Below are 20,571 nucleotides of genomic sequence, written 5' to 3'. Positions count from 1 at the left end.
GAAAATCGATGAGTGAACATTTAGTTTTAGTAAGTCATGGCCGTTTTTGCGAGGAATTGAAAAAAAGTGCGGAGATGATTATAGGACCGCAAGAAACAATTTCCACTGTTACTTTATTACCAGAAGAAGGTGAAGCTGACTTTTTAGAAAAATTTGAAGCGATTACGGAATCGCTAGAAGATTTTGTTGTCTTTGCTGATCTATTAGGGGGGACACCTTGTAATATTTTATCGAAAAAAATTATGCAAGGTGCTTCGTTTGACTTATATACTGGGATGAATTTACCGATGGTTATCAGCTATGTAAATGCAAGTTTATTAGCGATCGAAGGTGACTATGTTAAGGAATCAGCAGAAAGTATTGTGAAAGTCAACGAATTGCTGCTAAATGTTGCAGTAGATGATGAGGATGAATAATTCTGACTTGTTGTCGTAAGTAATTAAAGTTTTTAAGAGAATGATTTAGAAATGGACGTTCCAAAAATAAAAGAATTTATTTTTGGAACGCCCCTTTAATTGTTAATAATGAAAGCGTGTTCAAAAATGTTAGGGGGCTGATTTATCAGATGAAACATGGAAAAATAAAACGATTTAGTACATTGACACTATTGGCAAGCGCAACGATTTTAGTACCATTAAGTACGTCTGCAGAAGAAACAACAAACAGCAGCACTGAAACAAGCTCATCAATGGTGGAACCTACCGCAACAGAAGAAAAATTGTGGCAATCTGATTTTCCAGGAGGGAAAATTGGTGAGTGGCAAGATGTGATTGGTAAAACAAATCGAGAATTAGCAGGAGAGTCATTGGCGATTTCACGAGATGCAGCAGCAGGTAATAATGCCGTATCTTTAAATTTAGATTCCCCTAAATTAGCTGATGGTGAAGTAGAAACAAAGTTTAAATACACTGCTGGAAGCGGTCGAACGGGTGTGATTATTCGTGGTAATACCAAAGATAGCTGGGTTTTTGTAGGCTATAACGCGAATGGCAAATGGTTAGTTGAAAGCCCTAATTCGTGGAATGATTCAATTTCTGGGCCAACGTTAAATGAAGATACGAATTATTTGTTGAAAGTACGTTATGTTGGTGAAAAAATTACTATCTGGCTTAACACCACGTTGATTTACGAAGGAGAACCTGTTTTGGCCAACGGAGACAAAATTCCAACAGAAGCCGGACATGTGGGTGTCCGTTTGTGGTACGACAAAAAAATTGTCAATTATGACTATTTTAAAAATGGCCCCGTAGATAGCATTCCAGAAATTGTGCCAGAAGTGACCCAAATTGCGCCAGTCAAAGTTTTTACAAAAATTGGTGTCGCACCAAAATTACCGAAACAAGTAAAAGTGACCTATAATACTGGTAAAGAAGCCAATGAAGCAGTCCGTTGGGATGAAATCGATCCTGCTGCATACAAAGAACCAGGAACTTTTGAAGTCGACGGTACTTTGGAAAATACAAACATCAAAGCAAAAGCCAGCATTGTTGTTGCTAAAGACAATGAAGCTGAAAAAGGCGACAAAATCTCTTCCGCAGATTTAACAGCCGTGGTTGATCCACAATTTCCACGAATTATTCGCTACGAAGACCCTCAGAGTAATCAAGTGATTTTTAATGGCCAACACGAGAAAATTGACCAAGTAATGATTGATGGCAAAGCATATAAAGCAACTGCTGAAAAACAAAAGAGTGAAGCAAATCAAGCCGTTTATAACGTAGCTGTCCCAGAAATTGGTTTGCATTTCACAACGACATTGACTGTTTCCGAAGGCCAAGAATTAGCTATGAAACTCTCAGATATTCGTGAAGAAGGAATCAAAATACACACAATTTCAATTCCAAATCAAGGCTTGATTTCTGTCAATAGTACAGATGAAGGGGCGACTTTTGCTGGCGTTGTGATGAATACTGGGACAAATGCAAATAACGGAAATAAAAATGGTGATACTATCCAAGATTTAACTACAACAAGCCAAGAAGAAACGAAAAAATATATGTATGGTTTCTTAAATACGGCGAATTATGCTGCAAGTTTTTGGACGAACGCCTATGGAGACGGCTCTGTCGATGGTAGTGACAACAATCGAATCCATAAACAAACAAAAGAAGCGGCGACTGGTTTTGTAACAACCTTGTCAAGTGGGGCATGGACCTATCGACCATTTGATGCACCGGAAGATTACACAACTGGAGAAACACCAGAAGTGAAAGTTAAATTCTCAAAAGATAGCAACGACGACAATCGGGTGGATTGGCAAGATGCGGCAATTGGGTTCCGTTCAATTATGAATAACCCAATGGGCGCGGAAAAAGTCCCTGAATTAGTCAACCAACGGATTCCTTTTAACTTTGCTAGTCAGGCGACAAATCCATTCTTAGTGACGTTAGACGAATCAAAACGTATTTACAATTTAACAGATGGATTAGGACAAATGAATTTACTAAAAGGGTATCAAAATGAAGGACATGATTCTGCGCATCCAGATTACGGTGCTATTGGTCAGCGACCTGGTGGGGAACAAGCGTTGAATCAATTAATTGATGAAGGACATAAATTAAATGCCGTTTTCGGTGTGCATATTAATGACACCGAGTCTTACCCAGAAGCAAAAGGATTTAATGAGGAATTAGTTGATCCAACGAAGCGTGGCTGGGATTGGTTAGATCCGTCTTATTTTATTAAACAAAGACCCGATGCATTGAGTGGTCGTCGCTATGAGCGCTTTAAAGAATTAAAACAAAAAGCACCGAATCTAGATTATATTTATGTTGATGTTTGGGGCAACCAAGGCGAATCAGGTTGGGCAAGTCGTCAACTAAGTAAAGAAATTAATTCACTCGGTTGGTTTACAACCAATGAATTTCCGAATGCTTTAGAGTATGACTCGGTTTGGAACCATTGGTCTGCAGAAAAAGATTACGGCGGTACAACAACGAAAGGCTTTAACAGTACAATCGTTCGTTTTATTCGGAATCATCAAAAAGACACTTGGATTATTTCCGACAACCCTTTGTTAGGTGGAGCTGAATTTGAAGCCTATGAAGGTTGGGTGGGTAAAACCAATTTTAATACCTATCGCCAAAAAACTTTTGCCATTAATGTCCCAACTAAGTTCTTACAACATTACCAAATTACAAACTGGGAAACTACAACAGCAGCAGATGGTCAAATCTATGGCACAATTAAATTAGCGAACGGTGCTGAAAAAGTGACCGTTACTCAAGCAGATGCTAATTCGCCAAGAAGCATTACGTTAAATGAGACAGAAGTTCTAAAAGGTGATGCGTATCTACTGCCTTGGAATGTCAATGGTCAAGACAAACTATATCACTGGAATCCAAAAGGCGGTACCAGCACTTGGTCATTGGATAAGAAAATGCAAGGAAAAACGAATTTACATTTATATGAATTAACAGATCAAGGGCGTATTGACAAAGGCGCAATTGCCACTACAAATAACCAAGTGACCATCCAAGCCGAGGCTAATACACCGTATGTCATTGCTGAACCTGACAGTATTGAACCGATGACATTTGGAACAGGAACACCATTTAAAGATCCTGGATTTAATGAAGCCAATACCTTAAAAAATAACTGGAAAGTTTTCCGAGGTGATGGAGAGGTTAAAAAAGATGCTAACGGTGATTATGTCTTTAGTTCAGAAAAAGAAAGAACCGAAATCAAACAAGACATCAATCTTCCTAAACCAGGAAAATATAGTTTGTATTTAAACACAGAAACACATGATCGCAAAGCCACAGTAACTGTTAAAATTGGTGGTAAAAAATATACGCGGACAGTGAATAATTCGGTTGCCCAAAACTACATTCAGGCAGATATTAACCATACAAGCAGGAAAAATCCGCAGTATATGCAAAATATGCGAATTGATTTTGAAATCCCAGATAATGCCAAAAAAGGCTCGGTGACGTTAGCGGTTGATAAAGGCAATTCCGTTACAAAATTTGATGATTTACGAATTGTTGAGCGTCAAACGGATATCATGAACCCAGACAAACAAACAGTTATTAAGCAAGATTTTGAAGACACACAAGCAGTTGGATTATATCCTTTCGTTAAAGGCTCAGCTGGTGGTGTAGAAGATCCACGGATTCATTTATCAGAAAGAAATGAACCTTACACACAATATGGTTGGAATGGAAATCTTGTTTCAGATGTATTAGAAGGCAACTGGTCCTTGAAAGCCCATAAACAAGGAGCAGGATTGATGCTTCAAACAATTCCGCAAAATATTAAATTTGAACCGAACAAGAAATATACGGTCCAATTTGATTATCAAACTGATGGTGAAAATGTCTTTACTGCTGGGACCATTAATGGGGAGTTGAAAAATAACAATGACTTTAAGCCAGTCGGTGAGTTGACTTCGACAGCAGCAGATGGTCAAACCAAGCATTATGAAGCAGAAATAATTGGGGATGCTTCAGGAAACACTACGTTTGGTATTTTTACAACAGGTGCCGATAAAGATTTCATTATGGATAACTTTACGGTCACAGTGGAATCAAAAAAATAAATTTAGTCTATCTAAGCAACTTGGTCTACAAGTTAAACGTACTTGTAGCCCAAGTTGCTTCTTTTATGAAAAGAAGCAAGGCCTAGTGCCTCATTTTTATACTGCAGAATAAACAGACACATTTTTAAAGTGTCAGGCTTCTTTGTGTATTTCATCAAGAACGAATGGACAAACTTGCCTTTTGCCACAAATCGTTTACAATTACAATGATAGGCATAATTTATTTAGAGGTGAAGTGATTGAAGAAATACAATGTTGATTGGAATTACTGGGTTGTCCGCTTTTTATTTGTAATGGCGCTGATTGTTGGCTATTTATTAATCACGAATTATCAGCACTTTGTCCATAGTGTTTCGGGTTTATTAGGCATCTTATCCCCATTCATTACTGGGTTCGTGATTGCTTATTTATTGAGTGGAAGTCAAAAAAAAATCGAGGGATTACTAGAAAGAGTACCTTTACCAGTCGTTAAAAAAGCGAAACACGGCTTGAGTGTACTCCTTTTATACCTGATTATTTTGTTTATTTTTGTCTTGACATTAAACTATATCGTTCCGCTACTCATTAGTAATTTAGTAGATTTAGCAAACTCTTTACCTACTTTTTATGATCACATGGTTCAGTTTGTGATGAGTTTAGAAGATAAAGGGATTTTAAAAACAGCCGCGATTGAAAAATATTTAAATAGTGTCCTTAAAGATTTGTCGCCGGAACGTTTTTTAAATCAATGGACACAAGCGTTATTTTCATTAGGAACGTTGACTAAAAATGTTTCCTCATTCTTTTTAAATGCATTTTTAACGTTGATTATCTCAATATATGCGCTGGTATTTAAGCAATCTATTTTGACATTTGTTGAAAAGGCTGCCCACAAATTGCTGTCTGAAAAAGTGTACAAGCAAACACAAACCTGGTTAAATACAACGAATAAAATTTTCTATAAATTTATCAGTTGCCAATTTCTTGATGCTTGTATAATTGGCGTTTCATCAACGATTTTGTTAAGTATTTTGAATGTGAAATTTGCTGTGACTTTGGGGATTTTATTAGGTATTTGTAATATGATTCCTTATTTTGGTTCGATTTTTGCGTCAATTGTTGCTGGTGTGATTACGCTTTTCACAGGTGGTGTTACTCAAGCAATTACGGTGTTACTAGTTTTATTAATTTTACAACAAATTGACGGCAATATTATTGGTCCTCGAATTATGGGAGATGCCCTAAATGTCAATCCGATTTTAATTATTGTTTCAATCACGATTGGGGGAGCGTACTTCGGCGTCTTAGGGATGTTTTTAGCAGTTCCTGTTGCTGCAATCATTAAAATTATTGTCTCGGAGTGGCTAAATGAATCAAAAGAAAATGATAAGATTGTAGATTCTATTGAATCCTAAAGTAAAACTTTTCGTCTCGCGCTGACGAAAAGTTTTTTAGTGGAAAAGAAAGTTTCATTATTTGGAATTTTTGATATGCTATACTTGAAGTAAATAGAAAATCAAAATTGAGGTGAATAGATGCAGTTTTTAAAAAAATATGGCGGCTATTTTTTAGTTTTAGGGGTCTTACTTGATTTTTTTACACCTTATTATGTCGGATTCAAAGATCAAGGTTACAATCAATTGACAGAAGTAATTAGCTTATTAGGTGATGTGAATAGTCCAGTTAGGGAAAACTTTAATCGGTTAACTATCATTGCGGGAATGTTGATGTTAGCAAGTTTACCTAGGATATATTCTATTTTTTCCAGAAAAACGAAAAAAGGTGCTTGGTTAGTAGTGGCAATGATTGGCGCTTATGGTTTATTTGATTGTATTTTCAGTGGACTCTTCAGCGTAGACACTTCAACCGCTGGCACAGTTGCTGCCGCGCTTCATAACGGAGGATCAGCAGTCGGTTATACAGGCTTTTTGTTGTTATCAGGCGTCTTAACCATTATCTACAGTAAATACGGTTCGCAAAAAAATAAAAACCTTTTTGGCTTTTTGTTTATTTTATGTATGCTTGCAGCCGGCTTATATGGCTTAGCAAGGATTCCACAGTTGCAACAGGTAAAACCATTTAATTATTTAGGCTTATGGCAAAGAGTGAGTTCATTTTGTAATTATCTACCAATGCTGGCACTGTGTTTACAAACTAAAACCAATGACAAATTTGATTGAACATTTGTCATTGGTTTTTTACTAGTTAAAATTGTCTGGTAATAACTTAATTATTGGCTACGGTGACTTCACCAGTAACAGTGGCACCATCTTTTTCTAAGTCAGCAGAATCTTTGTATTCTTGTTTATCAAAAGTAATATTGCCATTAACTTTGGTACCATTTAAAGTAAAGCCATTTGCTTTCACCTCAATATCACCTTTGACAGTCCCGTGAACGATGTTGAAATTTTCAGAAGAAACGATTAGCTTAGGAACTGTGATTTCATATTCAGCAGTTACTTTTTTATTATCATCTTGAGAATAAAGCGCTAATTTACGATAGACATCGTTGGAATCTTTCCCCTTATCATGGAAAGTACCAGCAACTGTTACCTCGTTATCAAAAGTGACATTGTCAGTAGCTGCGACAATCCAATTTCCTTTATCACTTAACGCCATTTCGAGCTCTTCAGGCTTGGCACTAATTGAAGCACCAGAGACTACTTCTGTACTTGAATTAGCTGTTTCTTTGCTACTAGAACTACTATCTGTTTTTTTATCAGATGAACAAGCACTAAGCAGCACAAGAGCAGCAGTTGCCGTCAAAACAGTGGTGAGTACTTTAGACATTTTCATGAAAATCCCTCCAAAAAATTTATTTATTTCTTCCTTTATCATAACTGATTCAAAGGGAAATGAGTAATTATACACTCAAAGATTGAGAAGTTTGGCTAATGGGAAATTAGGCTTATTCTCTCAAGAAGGTTCAGGAAATATTCAAAGTAATCATTTCTTTTTCAAATGTTCCTTTTCTGTAGTAAGCTAGTAATAGACAGAATTTAAGGAGGAGATTTTGATGCCTTGGAATATGAATGATTATCCTACATCAATGAAAAATTTAGCACCTTTGATTCGGAAAAAAGCGATAGATATTGGCAATGCGTTGCTTGCGGATGGCTACCCTGATGATCGCGCCATTCCAATTGCGATTAGTCAAGCGGAGAAATGGTATCAAGAGGCAAGTGCAGCAGACAAAAAGGCATTTGAACAAGAAGCAAATCCTACGAAACAAGATTCGCATAAACAGGATAAACATGCGGGAAAATTATTAACGGCGGCTGTCAACGTTAAATATAAAGACGACCAATGGTTGGTGATTTCAGATAGCGCTGAAAAAGCAAGTAATACATTTACCCACAAACAAGAGGCGGTTAAACGAGCTCAAGAAATTGCTCGGAATAAGCAAACAAAGCTGAAAATCTATAAGCAAGATGGTACGTTACAAGAAACCAAAGAGTATACTGAATAATTTTTCGACACCTTGATATTCCGTTGCAATTCAAGAAACGGTTATCAAGGTTTTTTTGCGAGGGAGAAATGGACAAGTAAGAAAAAATAACAAAAGTTAAGAAAGTTAAGAATGAGAATAAGACTTGCTTTTCTAGTTTTTGGTGGGTACAATTACACTAATTAAGATAAAAAATCAAAATAATTGAGGTGCTACGACAATGGAAAAAGCCAATCTTGATTGGAATAATTTAGGATTTTCTTACATTAAAACGCCCTTTCGTTATATTAGTTATTGGCGAGATGGCAAGTGGGAAGAAGGCACGCTAACAGATAACAATCAGTTAACGATTAGTGAAGGTTCGCCTGCTCTACATTATGGCCAACAATGTTTTGAAGGATTAAAAGCGTATCAATGTGCAGATGGTTCTGTCAATTTGTTTCGTCCAGATGAAAATGCCAAACGGCTACAAAAAAGTTGTGCGCGTCTACTGATGCCACAAGTGCCAGTAGAAACCTTTGTTTCTGCATGCCAAGAAGTGGTGAAAGCCAACCTTGCTTATTTACCGCCATATGGAACGGGTGGCACGTTGTATCTTCGCCCTTATATGATTGGTGTCGGCGATAATATTGGCGTAGCACCTGCCAAAGAATACATTTTTTCTATTTTTTGCGTGCCGGTTGGTTCCTATTTTAAAAATGGTTTAGCACCAACCAACTTTATCGTTTCTGAATATGATCGAGCGGCCGGTCGAGGAACCGGGGCCGCTAAAGTGGGTGGCAATTATGCAGCTAGTCTTTTACCAGGTGCAGAAGCACATGAGAAAGAATTTAGTGATTGCATTTATTTAGATCCGTATACGCATACGAAAATTGAAGAAGTTGGTGCAGCTAATTTCTTTGGCATAACCAAAGAGGGTACTTTTATTACGCCGAAATCAGCGTCTATTTTACCAAGTATTACTAAATATTCATTATTGACGCTAGCAAAAGAACGTTTAGGGATGACGGCGCTTGAAGGAGACGTTTACATTGATCAATTAGCGGACTTCTCCGAAGCGGGTGCTTGTGGCACAGCGGCGATTATTTCTCCTATTGGTGGGATTCAAAACGGCACAGATTTCCATGTATTTTATAGTGAAACGGAAGTTGGACCAGTGACTAAGCAACTATATGATGAACTGGTTGGCATACAGTTTGGTGACAAAGAAGCGCCAGAAGGCTGGATTGTAAAAGTTTAAAGAGACAAAAAAGAGAGAATTCATGCTCTCTTTTTTTTGTGTAGAATATTCAGAATTTTCTATAAAAATATTGACTTTGATTCTATTTAAAGGAATAATGGAAGATATAAGATTTAAAAAAGGAGGGAAAGCTATTGCTTATTAAATCAGCAGAATCAGAAGAAATGACGATTTTTTTTGATAAAGAAAACCAACCAAATGCACAAGTTCAAATGGGCATTATTACATTACAACCTGGTGAAAAGCGGCCTTTAGCTGGATATGCTCGCCATGAACAGGATGAATATTCTTATGTGATTTCTGGCGAAGCACATACGATTTTAGAAGATGGTCAAGACTTAGTCGGAAAAGCTGGACAAGCCCAATTAATTGAAGCTGGTGAGGGGCACATTAATTATAATGATGGGTTGGAGCCAGCGGTCGTTGTCTGGATGCTTGTGGAAAGAACAGAATAAAACGGGAAGCTGTCTTTCTGTAAGTAAGAGTATAAAAAAATGAAGAGTTATAGGAGAAAGAAGATGAAAAAGTATTTAAAAATCACAATGGTTTGTATTTTATTGGTAGGATTTTTAGCTGGGTGTACCAATAAAAATGAAAATAAAAAGAAACAGAAAAATACCAAAGAAGCCGTTCAACTGATGTCACCCTCGGAATTAACAACGCTCAACACCTCTGTATTATTGGATTTTCCAGATGCTATTGTCCAAACTGCAGCGTTTGAAGGGTTATATAGTTTAGATGAACAAGACCAATTGGTACCAGCCGTAGCAAAAGCATTGCCGATGATTTCAGAAGATGGAAAAACCTACACGATTTCTTTGAGAAAAGAAGCGGTTTGGAGTAACGATGATCCTGTCACAGCGCATGATTTTGAATATGCTTGGAAAAAAATGATTGATCCTAAAAATGGCTTTGTTTATAGCTTCCTCATCGTTGAAACAATTCAAAATGGTGCAGAAATCTCAGCTGGGAAATTAGCACCCAATGAACTTGGTGTCATAGCTGTGGATGATTATACATTAAAAGTGACGCTCAAAGAGCCAAAACCGTACTTTACGTCCTTGTTAGCTTTCCCTACATTTTTCCCGCAAAATCAAAAAGTAGTCGAACAATTTGGTGCGGACTATGGAACTGCTAGTGATAAAGTCGTCTATAATGGTCCGTTTGTGGTAAAAGATTGGCAGCAAACAAAGATGGACTGGCAACTAGCAAAAAATAATCGCTATTGGGATCACCAGAACGTGCGCTCAGACATTATCAATTATACGGTTATCAAAGAAACATCTACCGCATTGAATCTTTTTGAAGATGGACAATTAGATGTGGCTACACTAAGTGGTGAATTGGCGCAACAGAATAAAAATAATACGTTGTATCATTCGTACCCAACAGCGACAATGAACTATTTGCGCTTAAATCAAAAACGGAAAGGGCAAGCAACGCCGCTTGCAAACGAAAACCTGCGTAAAGCGTTGGCTTTAGGCATAGATAAAGAAAATCTAGTCAATAATATTATTGCAGATGGTTCTAAAGCGCTACATGGTGCGATTACGGAAGGCTTTGTGGCGAATCCCACAACGGGCCTCGATTTTCGTCAAGAAGCAGGTAATTTAATGGTTTATAACAAAGAAAAAGCGCAAAGTTATTGGAAAAAAGCACAAGCAGAATTAGGAGAAAAGGTTAACGTTGAATTGATGGTAACAGATGATGGTTCTTACAAAAAAATTGGTGAAAGTTTGCAAGGCTCGCTACAAGAACTGTTTCCTGGTTTGACAATAGAGCTAACCGCATTGCCGACCGAAGCTGCATTGAACTTTGGGCGAGAAAGTGACTATGATTTATTCTTAATTTACTGGACACCAGACTATCAAGATCCTATTTCTACCCTGATGACTTTATACAAGGGCAATGATCGCAATTATCAGAACCCTGTCTATGACAAATTATTAGATGAAGCAGCCACAACCTATGCCTTAGAGCCAGAAAAAAGATGGGCGACACTGATTGCAGCTGAAAAAGAAGTGATTGAAACGACTGCTGGCATGATTCCACTTAGCCAAAATGAACAAACAGTCCTGCAAAATGATAAAGTCAAAGGCTTGAATTTTCATACCTTTGGCGCTCCATTAACGTTAAAAAATGTTTATAAGGAAAAATAAAAAGAGAGCCTGGGCTGAAAATCGCTTTTGATTTTCGGCCCAGGCTTAAATCCTGCTTTTTAACCCAAAATTTGTCACCATTTAGCCTTTTCGGGTTTTATCTCGAACGCTTCTGTTCTAATAGTTCAGAATCAGGTGCAGTGTGTGGCTGGGCATATTTTTTCATATATGTCGGCAAGGCTTGACTAATCTTCGTTGGTAAAACAACATAGTCGGTTTTGGCCAAATCATCACCAATGAGACTGTGTAAGTAAACGGCGCTAGCAATGGTTTCAATTGTCGGCTTAAACTGAGCTAAAAAACCAGCAATGATGCCAGCCAAGGTATCCCCAGTTCCGCCAGTAGCCATCCCAGGGTTGCCACCTTTATTTTGAAAAGGTTCTCCTGAGTGGAAAATTGTGGTGCGATGACTTTTTAAAACAATCGTACTGCCTAATTTTGCTTGTTGACGCTGGTTATTTGCCAGTGTTTGTTGCTCGATAGGTAAGTGACTCAAACGTTGCCATTCCATTTGATGAGGTGTGAAAACAACTTTTTCAGGATAGGTAAGGGAAAAATTGCCTTGGCTAAACAGGGTAATTGCTGAGCCATCGATAATTAACCATTGTTTTTTTTGATGTTGGGCGAGTACCATCTTTAATATTTGTTGTGCAGTAGCATCTAAGCCTAAACCTGGACCAATTAAAATAACCTCCGCTTGCTCTACGACGTTCGTCAGAAGGACTGTTTCTTCAAAGCCCACGACCATCGCTTCTGGGCATCTTGCATGTAAAGGCCCGTGATTTTTAACATCAGTAATCACAGTGGTGAGACCAGCGCCACTATTGATACACGCTTCGGTACTCATGATGATGGCTCCGCCATATTGTCGGTTTCCTCCGATTAATACAACACGCCCAAAATTACTTTTATAAGAGTCGGAGGGGCGTTGAGTGATGACTTCCTCTAAAATATCCTTGCTTAAATAGCGCATTCTATCACTCCTTTTCTTGGGATTTCTTTGTTCTCAGTATACTACAAGAGCCCCGAAAAAATCAGTTTATTTAATGTTAAAAGTTACTCTATTGAAGGCAATGAGGTGTATAATAAGGACCAGATAAATGAGTTAGGAGAGTGAAACAGATGGAAGAGAAAAAAACATTTTATATGAGTGGCTACGTAGGAATTGCGAGCTTATTAGTTATTTTAATTGCGGGAATTGGTTTATTTATTTATGGAGCGAGTCATACTAATGGTGTTCTTGTTGTTTTAGGTATTATTTTGTTAGTTGGGGCTATTTTATTTTTAAGTTCCTTAACCATTGTTAGTCCCAATCAGGCGAAAGCTATTTTATTTTTTGGTCGCTACTTAGGTACGATTAAAGAAAATGGGTTGTTTATTACCATTCCATTTACGCAAAAAATGAACATTTCTTTGAAAGTACGAAATTTCAATAGTTCTCTATTAAAAGTCAATGACTCTGACGGGAATCCAATCGAAATCTCTGCGGTCATCGTTTTTCGGGTAGTCGATACAGCTAAGGCGTTATTTAATGTCGATTATTATCAAGACTTTGTGGAAATTCAAAGCGAAACGGCAATCCGGCATGTAGCAACACAATATCCTTATGACACTTTTTCAGATAATGATGTAACTCTGCGAGGAAATACCGAACAAATTTCCGAGGAGTTAACCAAAGAATTGCAAGAACGCTTAGCAGTGGCTGGTGTAGAGGTTATCGAAACACGGTTGAATCATTTAGCTTATGCAACTGAAATTGCTAGCTCCATGTTGCAAAGACAGCAAGCAAAAGCAATCTTAGCGGCTCGACAAACAATTGTTGAAGGTGCGGTAAGCATGACACAAATGGCCTTAGAACAGATTGAAGAAGGGCAAGAAATTAATTTTACCGATGAACGAAAAGTACAACTTATTAATAATTTACTAGTCTCAATCATTACTGATAAGGGCACACAACCAGTTATTAATACAGGCGACGTTTCTTCTTAAAGAGGAAGCAACGCTAAAAATAGCAAAAAAAGAGTCATCTTTCCGATGACTCTTTTTTTTGATAAACACGAACATTATATAATTTTAATCTATAATATTTCGGTTTTTCTTTGACATCTCTTTTTCTCATTGTTAGAATAACAGTGAAAAAAGGCGGAAGGAGTTATTACATTCATGAAACCATTAGTCGCTGTGATTATGGGAAGTACCTCAGACTGGGCAACGATGAAAGCTGCTTGTCTTGTGTTGGAAGAGTTGGGAATTTCTTATGAAAAACGAGTGATATCAGCACATAGGACCCCTGACTTGATGTTTCGTTTTGCAGAGGAATCACGAATAAAAGGATTGAAGGTTATTATTGCTGGCGCAGGCGGAGCGGCTCATTTACCAGGGATGGTAGCTGCAAAGACAACCTTACCTGTCATTGGTGTTCCAGTTAAAACACGAACATTAAACGGTATTGATTCACTGTTGTCTATTGTGCAGATGCCAGGGGGAGTTCCTGTAGCAACAACTGCGATTGGCTCAGCAGGTGCTACCAATGCTGGGTTATTAGCTGCAGAAATACTAAGTATTGATGATTTACAGTTGGCAGAAAGAATCCAAGCAAGACGACAATCATTGGAAAAAGCGGTTGTGGAAAGTGGGGAACAACTTGAATAAACCTTTAAAAGTCGGAGCAACTATTGGCATTATAGGTGGGGGACAGTTAGGGCGAATGCTAGTCATGAGTGGTAAAAAAATGGGTTTCCAAATGATTGTGTTGGACCCAACGCTCAATAGTCCAGCTGGTCAAGTAGCTGACCGTCAAATTGTGGCAGCCTTTGATCAGATATCTGCTTTAACTGAACTAGCAGAGTTATGCGATGTGATCACCTATGAATTTGAAAATATTGAAGTGGCCTCCCTAGAAAAGGCCATTCCACTAGAAAAGTTGCCACAAGGAACAGAATTGTTAAAAATTACTCAAAATCGATTGCTTGAAAAAACGTTTCTTCAATCGATTGGCTGTAAGATTGCCCCTTTTGCGGAAGTGAAAAGTCAGAAAGAGCTGCCACAAGCAACAGAAAAGATTGGTTTTCCATGTGTCTTAAAAACTATTCAAGGTGGATACGATGGAAAAGGACAGGTCGTCTTAAAATGCGAAGAGGATTTCTCCCAAGCGACTGAATTATTAGCTAACGCTACTTGTGAATTAGAAAAGTGGGTGCCTTTCACTAAAGAACTTTCAATCATCGTTGCAGGGAATAAGCATGGTTACCAAAGCTTTCCTGTATCTGAAAACATTCATCGAAAGAATATCTTGCATGAATCAATTGTGCCAGCTCGAATTTCTGAGAATGTGCAACAAAAAGCAGCGGAATTGGCGCAACACATTGCTGAGGAATTAAATTTATCTGGGGTTTTAGCTATCGAACTGTTTTTAACGGATTCAGAAGAGTTGTACGTCAATGAATTAGCGCCACGGCCTCATAACTCAGGTCATTACTCTATTGAAGCTTGCTCATTTAGTCAATTTGATGCGCATATTCGAGGGATTAGCAATTGGGGCATTGGGTTACCCCAGTTACTTCAACCAGTGGTTATGGTGAATCTCTTAGGTGAACACTTAGAAAAAAGCTACCAGTTATGCACGTCAAAACCCACTTGGCAAGTCCATTACTATGGAAAAGCCGAATCAAAAGTTGGCAGAAAAATGGGCCACGTCACCATTACAACACCTTGTTTATCAGAAACGTTAAAGGAAATTGAGACTGTTGGTATTTGGAATGTAACTTAATAAATGCTTGCTCCAAGCAAGTTTTTTATTTTTACATTCAACAAACACGAACGATTGTTGTTTTTTTGTAACTAATGTAAGTTTTTAACTGATGTGAATCAGCTGACATAGAAAGAATAGCGTTCATGAAGCTAACGAGAAGAGGGAAAGAATGGAAAAGAAAGCACTTGTGTATACAGGAAAAGCGAAGAAGTTGTATCAAACAGAAAATGCAGCGGTTCTTTTTGTGGAATATCTTGATCAAGCAACAGCTTTAAACGGTCAAAAAAAAGACAAAGTTCTTGGGAAAGGCGCTTTAAATAATCAAATCACTAGTCTAATTTTTGAACATTTACAGCAACAGAAGATTCCCAATCATTTTATCAAAAAAGTATCTGAACACGAACAATTAATTCAGGCCGTAGAAATGATTCCTTTGGAAGTTGTCGTACGTAATTATGCGGCAGGAAGTTTTTCAAAACGTTTAGCGATTGAAGAGGGCACTAAATTAGTGACGCCCATTATTGAATTTTATTACAAAGAAGATCGTCTGGATGATCCTTTTATTAACGAAGACCATATTCAATTTCTAAAAGTAGCCACTCCTGCTGAAATTGTGGAGATCAAAGCATTGGCTTTACAAATTAATCAGGCGCTTAGTCAACTCTTTCAACGCCTCAATATTTGTTTGATCGATTTTAAAATCGAGATTGGTCGGACGAAGGCCAATCAATTGTTACTGGCAGATGAAATTTCTCCAGACACCTGTCGTTTATGGGATTTAAACACAAACGAACATCTGGATAAAGATGTTTATCGCCGTGAATTAGGAGAAATAGTTCCTGTATATGAAGAAGTTTTACAACGTTTACTAACAGCTAATTGAGGAGGAAGCGCGTATGTATTTTGTCAAAGTCTATGTTACGTATAAAGAATCAATTTTGGATCCCCAAGGTGAAGCGGTTAAGGAAGCAGTCCATCGGCTTGGTTTTACAGAAGTAGCCGAAATCCGTGTCGGTAAGTATTTTGAAATGCACGTCCAGCAGACAGAAGCAATTGAAGAGAAAATTGAACAAATTTGTGATCAACTATTAGCCAATGTAAATATGGAATCCTATCGTTTTGAAATTTTATCTTTGGAGGAAATTTAAATGAAATTGGCAGTGATTGTTTTTCCAGGATCCAATTGTGATGCAGACTTATTGTGGGCTGTCAAAGAGGTGATGGGCGTCGATGCAGAATTTGTCCGACACGATGCCACTTCTTTAGCAAAATTTGATGGCGTGTTATTGCCTGGTGGTTTTTCTTATGGCGATTACTTACGTTGTGGTGCAATTGCTCGGTTTTCGCCAATTATCAATGAGGTGATTCGCTTTGCTACAGAAGGCAAAATGGTTTTTGGCACTTGTAATGGCTTTCAAATTTTAACAGAAATTGGCTTACTTCCTGGCACGTTGCTAAGAAATGATTCGCTTCGTTTTATTTGTAAAAGTGTCCCATTGAAAGTGAATACGCACACAAAGTTTACAAGCGAGTATCCTGAAAATGTTTCGATACATTTACCAGTAGCACATGGCGAAGGGAATTACTATTGTGATGAAAAAACGTTGCAAGAGCTGAAAGAAAAGAACCAAATTGTTTTTACGTATCAAGAAAAGGTGAACGGGAGTCTTGCGAATATTGCTGGTATTTGTAATGAACAGGGCAATGTTCTAGGAATGATGCCTCATCCGGAACGAGCGATGGAAGAATTGTTAGGTTCAACAGATGGACGCAGCTTTTTTGCTTCAATCATTAAAAACTTTGGAAAGGAATTAAGCCAATGATGAATGAACCAACACCAAAAGAAATCAAGGAGACACGGTTGTATGCAGAATGGGGACTAACAGATGAAGAATATCATCAGATTGAGACCATTTTGCAAAGAGAACCTAATTATACAGAAACTGGCTTATTCTCCGTGATGTGGAGTGAACATTGCTCTTACAAAAATTCCAAGCCCGTTTTAAAAAAGTTTCCGACGGAAGGGCCACAAGTGCTTCAAGGCCCTGGTGAAGGAGCTGGGATTGTCGATATTGGTGACGGATTAGCTGTTGTTTTTAAAGCAGAGAGCCATAATCATCCTTCTGCAGTAGAACCTTACGAAGGAGCAGCTACAGGCGTTGGTGGAATTATTCGCGATATTTTCAGTATGGGGGCGCGGCCGATTGCTTTACTGGATTCGTTAAGATTTGGCGAACTGACGGATGCACGAACACGTTATTTGTTTCAAGAAGTTGTGGCGGGGATTAGCGGTTATGGAAATTGTATTGGTATTCCAACCGTTGGCGGCGAAATTGCTTTTGAGCCATGTTATCAAGGAAACCCACTTGTTAATGCTATGTGTGTGGGATTGATTCGTCATGATGAGATTCAAAAAGGCCAAGCAAAAGGCGTCGGAAATAGCATTCTTTACGTAGGTGCGAAAACAGGACGAGATGGAATTCATGGTGCGACCTTTGCTTCAGAAGAATTTAGTGAAGGTGAAGAACAGCAACGATCTGCGGTACAAGTAGGTGATCCGTTTATGGAAAAATTATTATTGGAAGCTTGTCTTGATTTAATCAAAAATCATCAAGATATTTTAATCGGCATCCAAGATATGGGGGCGGCTGGCTTGGTTTCTTCAAGTGCTGAAATGGCATCAAAAGCAGGTTCAGGCTTGATTCTAGAGCTAGATAAAGTTCCGCAGAGAGAGACGCAGATGAGCCCCTATGAAATGCTCTTGTCTGAGTCCCAAGAACGGATGTTAATCTGTGTGGAAAAAGGAGCAGAACAGCAAGTTTGTGAATTGTTTCAAACGTATGACTTAGAAGCGGTAGCGATTGGCTCCGTAACAGATGATGGACAGTATCGTGTCTTTCACGGTGGCAAAATAGTCGCAGATGTACCAGTAGATGCTTTGGCAGAAGAAGCCCCTGTCTACCAGAAAGCCTATCAAGAACCAGAGCGGATGCGTGCTTTTAAAAAATTAGCGCCCTTCATTCCAGAAATTACGAATAGTACGGAATTATTAAAACGCCTATTGCAACAGCCAACGATTGCATCGAAAAAATCAGTTTACGAAACCTATGATAGTCAAGTACAAACGAATACAGTGGTGCAACCAGGAAGTGATGCAGCTGTTTTAAGAGTGCGGGGCACCAATAAAGCCTTAGCGATGACGACAGATTGTAATAGCCGTTATTTGTATTTAAATCCTGAAATAGGTGGGCAAATTGCGGTTGCAGAAGCAGCCCGTAATATTGTAGCAAGTGGAGCACAACCTTTGGCTATCACTGATTGTTTGAATTATGGTTCCCCTGATAAACCAGAAAGTTTTTGGGAATTATGGACGTCAGCGGATGGAATCGCCGCAGCCTGCCGTCAGCTAGGAACACCCGTGATTTCAGGGAACGTCTCTCTTTACAATGAAACAGATGGTCAAGCCATTTATCCAACGCCAATGATCGGCATGGTGGGCGTGATTGAAGATGTTTCACAAATTACCACACAAGCGTTTAAACAAGTGGATGACTTAATTTATCTCATCGGTGAAACCCACGCAGATTTTAACGGCTCAGAAATTCAAAAAATGCAACTGGGTCGAATTGAAGGGCAATTACGCTCATTTGATTTAAAAGAGGAAAAAGCAAACCAAGAATTAGTTTTAAAAGCAATTCAAGCAGGCCTAGTTGCTAGCGCGCATGATTGCGCTGAAGGCGGCGTTGCCGTTGCTTTAGCCGAGTCGGCTTTTGCTAACGAACTGGGGTTACAGGTGACACTGCCATTAGCAAAAGAATATCTATTTGCGGAGACGCAATCCCGTTTTATTCTTTCAGTTAGTCCCCAGCATCAAGAAGCATTTGAAACACTTATCGGAAGAAAAGCTCAACATATTGGGAAAGTGACTGAAACTGGTTTGATCATTCATGCGTTAGATGATGTGATCAATTGTTCAACAAAAGAAGCCAAAGCCTTATGGGAGGATGCGATTCCATGTCTTATGAAGCAAAAAGCTTAAATGAAGAGTGTGGTATTTTTGGTATTTGGGGTCATCCTGATGCGGCACAAGTGACCTATTTTGGTTTACACAGCTTACAGCATCGAGGCCAAGAAGGCGCGGGAATTGTGGCGAACAATTCTGGGAAATTAGATGGCCACCGTGATTTAGGTTTATTAGCAGAAGTATTCCAAAAGCAAGAACAACTGAATGCGTTAGAAGGAACGGCGGCTATTGGTCATGTACGCTATGCAACCGCTGGTACGGGTAGCGTGGATAATATTCAGCCATTTTTATTTAAATTTTATGATAGTCAAATTGGGTTAGCACACAATGGCAATTTGACAAATGCCAAGCGTTTACGAAAACAACTAGAAAGAGAAGGAGCTATTTTTCATTCCAATTCAGACACTGAAATTTTAATGCACTTGATTCGAAAAAGCACTGCTGTCTCGTTTCTCGATAAACTAAAAGAGAGCTTGAATTTGGTTAAGGGGGGCTTTGCTTATCTTTTATTAACAGAAACGATGATGATTGCTGCACTGGATCCCAACGGCTTTCGCCCTCTCTCCATCGGACAAATGAACAATGGGGCGTACGTTGTGGCATCCGAAACGTGTGCATTAGAAACAGTTGGGGCTCGCTTTATTCAAGATGTGGCGCCTGGTGAAGTAGTCATCATTTCTGATGAAGGCTTGAAAATAGAGGTTTTCACTACGGAAGTCCAACCGGCAATTTGTGCAATGGAATATATTTATTTTGCACGACCAGATTCAAATATTGCTGGAGTTAATGTGCATACAGCTCGTAAAAGAATGGGGAAGAACTTGGCGATCGAAAGTCCAGTCGCAGCTGATATGGTAGTTGGGGTACCGAACTCGTCATTGTCTGCAGCTAGCGGCTATGCAGAAGAAGCACAGATACCTTACGAACTAGGTTTAGTAAAAAATCAATATGTCGCTCGAACATTCATCCAGCCGACACAAGAATTAAGAGAACAAGGTGTCCGTATGAAACTATCGGCAGTTCGTGGCGTGGTCAAAGGAAAAAAAGTCGTTTTAGTAGATGATTCGATTGTTCGCGGAACCACTATTCGGCGCATTATCCATTTATTAAAAGAAGCAGAAGCGCAAGAAGTTCATGTCAGAATTGCTTCACCGCCATTAAAATATCCGTGTTTTTATGGCATTGATATACAGACGAGGGACGAACTAATTGCGGCAAACTATTCAATTGAAGAGATCAAAGAGCAGATTGGCGCAGATTCGCTGGCTTTTTTGAGTGAAGCAGGGCTGATTGATGGGATTCAATTAAATTATGATGCTCCTTATTCTGGGCTGTGTATGGCTTACTTTAATGGAGACTATCCAACGCCTTTGTATGATTATGAAGAACAATATCAAGCATCCTTGAAAAAAGAAACTAGGAGGAATTGA

General features: G+C 38.6%; 18 protein-coding genes. 16 read left to right on the top strand and 2 right to left on the bottom strand.

Annotated elements, in window-relative coordinates; translation table 11 throughout:
* The first annotated feature begins 8 nt into the window (after positions 1–8).
* The 4 genes from IGL56_RS07440 (at position 9) to IGL56_RS07425 (ending at position 6,699) form a co-directional block, all read left to right on the top strand.
* The gene (locus IGL56_RS07440) at positions 9–416 is read left to right on the top strand and encodes a PTS sugar transporter subunit IIA (RefSeq protein WP_002357255.1); all 408 of its coding nucleotides are present in this window, start codon (positions 9–11) and stop codon (positions 414–416) included.
* Between the two features lie 149 nt (positions 417–565).
* The gene (locus tag IGL56_RS07435; protein ID WP_002357256.1) at positions 566–4,540 is read left to right on the top strand and encodes an endo-alpha-N-acetylgalactosaminidase family protein; all 3,975 of its coding nucleotides are present in this window, start codon (positions 566–568) and stop codon (positions 4,538–4,540) included.
* A 239-nt stretch (positions 4,541–4,779) separates the two neighbouring features.
* Positions 4,780–5,934, top strand: coding sequence for an AI-2E family transporter (locus IGL56_RS07430; RefSeq protein WP_002386882.1), 1,155 nt, complete (start codon positions 4,780–4,782; stop codon positions 5,932–5,934).
* 120 nt (positions 5,935–6,054) lie between these two features.
* Positions 6,055–6,699: a DUF998 domain-containing protein gene (locus IGL56_RS07425; protein ID WP_002357259.1), complete on the top strand. Its 645-nt coding sequence runs from the start codon at positions 6,055–6,057 to the stop codon at positions 6,697–6,699.
* 46 nt (positions 6,700–6,745) lie between these two features.
* Here the strand turns inward: IGL56_RS07425 and IGL56_RS07420 are convergent, their stop codons facing one another.
* A complete protein-coding gene (locus IGL56_RS07420) occupies positions 6,746–7,357 on the bottom strand; it encodes a hypothetical protein (RefSeq protein ID WP_002381806.1) in 612 nt (203 codons plus the stop codon).
* Positions 7,358–7,535: 178 nt separating this feature from the next.
* Here IGL56_RS07420 and IGL56_RS07415 point away from each other — a divergent pair, with 178 nt between their 5' ends.
* The 4 genes from IGL56_RS07415 to IGL56_RS07400 all read left to right on the top strand — a co-directional run bounded on the left by IGL56_RS07415 (position 7,536) and on the right by IGL56_RS07400 (position 11,366).
* Positions 7,536–7,988: a DUF2188 domain-containing protein gene (locus IGL56_RS07415; protein ID WP_002357261.1), complete on the top strand. Its 453-nt coding sequence runs from the start codon at positions 7,536–7,538 to the stop codon at positions 7,986–7,988.
* A gap of 199 nt (positions 7,989–8,187) precedes the next feature.
* On the top strand, positions 8,188–9,207 hold the full coding sequence (locus IGL56_RS07410; RefSeq protein WP_002357262.1) for a branched-chain amino acid aminotransferase: 1,020 nt from the start codon (positions 8,188–8,190) through the stop codon (positions 9,205–9,207).
* A gap of 134 nt (positions 9,208–9,341) precedes the next feature.
* Complete coding sequence (locus IGL56_RS07405; protein ID WP_002357264.1) at positions 9,342–9,662, top strand: cupin domain-containing protein; 321 nt, start codon at positions 9,342–9,344, stop codon at positions 9,660–9,662.
* A gap of 63 nt (positions 9,663–9,725) precedes the next feature.
* Positions 9,726–11,366 (top strand): peptide ABC transporter substrate-binding protein, encoded by a 1,641-nt coding sequence (locus IGL56_RS07400; protein WP_002357265.1) that lies wholly within the window; start codon positions 9,726–9,728, stop codon positions 11,364–11,366.
* 97 nt (positions 11,367–11,463) lie between these two features.
* Here the strand turns inward: IGL56_RS07400 and IGL56_RS07395 are convergent, their stop codons facing one another.
* Positions 11,464–12,339: an NAD(P)H-hydrate dehydratase gene (locus IGL56_RS07395; RefSeq protein ID WP_002371925.1), complete on the bottom strand. Its 876-nt coding sequence runs from the start codon at positions 12,337–12,339 to the stop codon at positions 11,464–11,466.
* A gap of 149 nt (positions 12,340–12,488) precedes the next feature.
* On the opposite strand from IGL56_RS07395, the gene IGL56_RS07390 reads away from it, so the two are divergent.
* The 8 genes from IGL56_RS07390 (at position 12,489) to purF (ending at position 20,571) form a co-directional block, all read left to right on the top strand.
* Positions 12,489–13,355 carry an SPFH domain-containing protein gene (locus IGL56_RS07390; protein ID WP_002357267.1) on the top strand — a complete coding sequence of 289 codons (867 nt, stop codon included), beginning with the start codon at positions 12,489–12,491 and terminating at the stop codon, positions 13,353–13,355.
* Positions 13,356–13,529: 174 nt separating this feature from the next.
* Positions 13,530–14,018, top strand: coding sequence for a 5-(carboxyamino)imidazole ribonucleotide mutase (gene purE, locus IGL56_RS07385; RefSeq protein WP_010815993.1), 489 nt, complete (start codon positions 13,530–13,532; stop codon positions 14,016–14,018).
* On the top strand, positions 14,011–15,135 hold the full coding sequence (gene purK / locus IGL56_RS07380; protein WP_002371924.1) for a 5-(carboxyamino)imidazole ribonucleotide synthase: 1,125 nt from the start codon (positions 14,011–14,013) through the stop codon (positions 15,133–15,135). Before purE ends, purK begins: the two co-directional genes overlap by 8 nt.
* 151 nt (positions 15,136–15,286) lie before the next feature.
* A complete protein-coding gene (gene purC, locus IGL56_RS07375; RefSeq protein ID WP_002357270.1) occupies positions 15,287–16,000 on the top strand; it encodes a phosphoribosylaminoimidazolesuccinocarboxamide synthase in 714 nt (237 codons plus the stop codon).
* Positions 16,001–16,013: 13 nt separating this feature from the next.
* Positions 16,014–16,265: a phosphoribosylformylglycinamidine synthase subunit PurS gene (gene purS, locus IGL56_RS07370; RefSeq protein WP_002357271.1), complete on the top strand. Its 252-nt coding sequence runs from the start codon at positions 16,014–16,016 to the stop codon at positions 16,263–16,265.
* On the top strand, positions 16,266–16,940 hold the full coding sequence (gene purQ, locus IGL56_RS07365; RefSeq protein ID WP_002357272.1) for a phosphoribosylformylglycinamidine synthase subunit PurQ: 675 nt from the start codon (positions 16,266–16,268) through the stop codon (positions 16,938–16,940).
* Complete coding sequence (purL, locus tag IGL56_RS07360; protein WP_002357273.1) at positions 16,937–19,156, top strand: phosphoribosylformylglycinamidine synthase subunit PurL; 2,220 nt, start codon at positions 16,937–16,939, stop codon at positions 19,154–19,156. Before purQ ends, purL begins: the two co-directional genes overlap by 4 nt.
* Positions 19,132–20,571, top strand: coding sequence for an amidophosphoribosyltransferase (purF, locus tag IGL56_RS07355; RefSeq protein ID WP_002385863.1), 1,440 nt, complete (start codon positions 19,132–19,134; stop codon positions 20,569–20,571). The genes purL and purF overlap by 25 nt, the downstream gene beginning before the upstream one ends.

The organism is Enterococcus sp. DIV1316a (assembly GCF_050536915.1).
In the GTDB taxonomy this organism is placed as follows: domain Bacteria; phylum Bacillota; class Bacilli; order Lactobacillales; family Enterococcaceae; genus Enterococcus; species Enterococcus faecalis.
The sequence above is the reverse complement of the archived record's forward strand: the minus strand, read 5'-3'. Positions and strand labels throughout refer to the sequence as shown.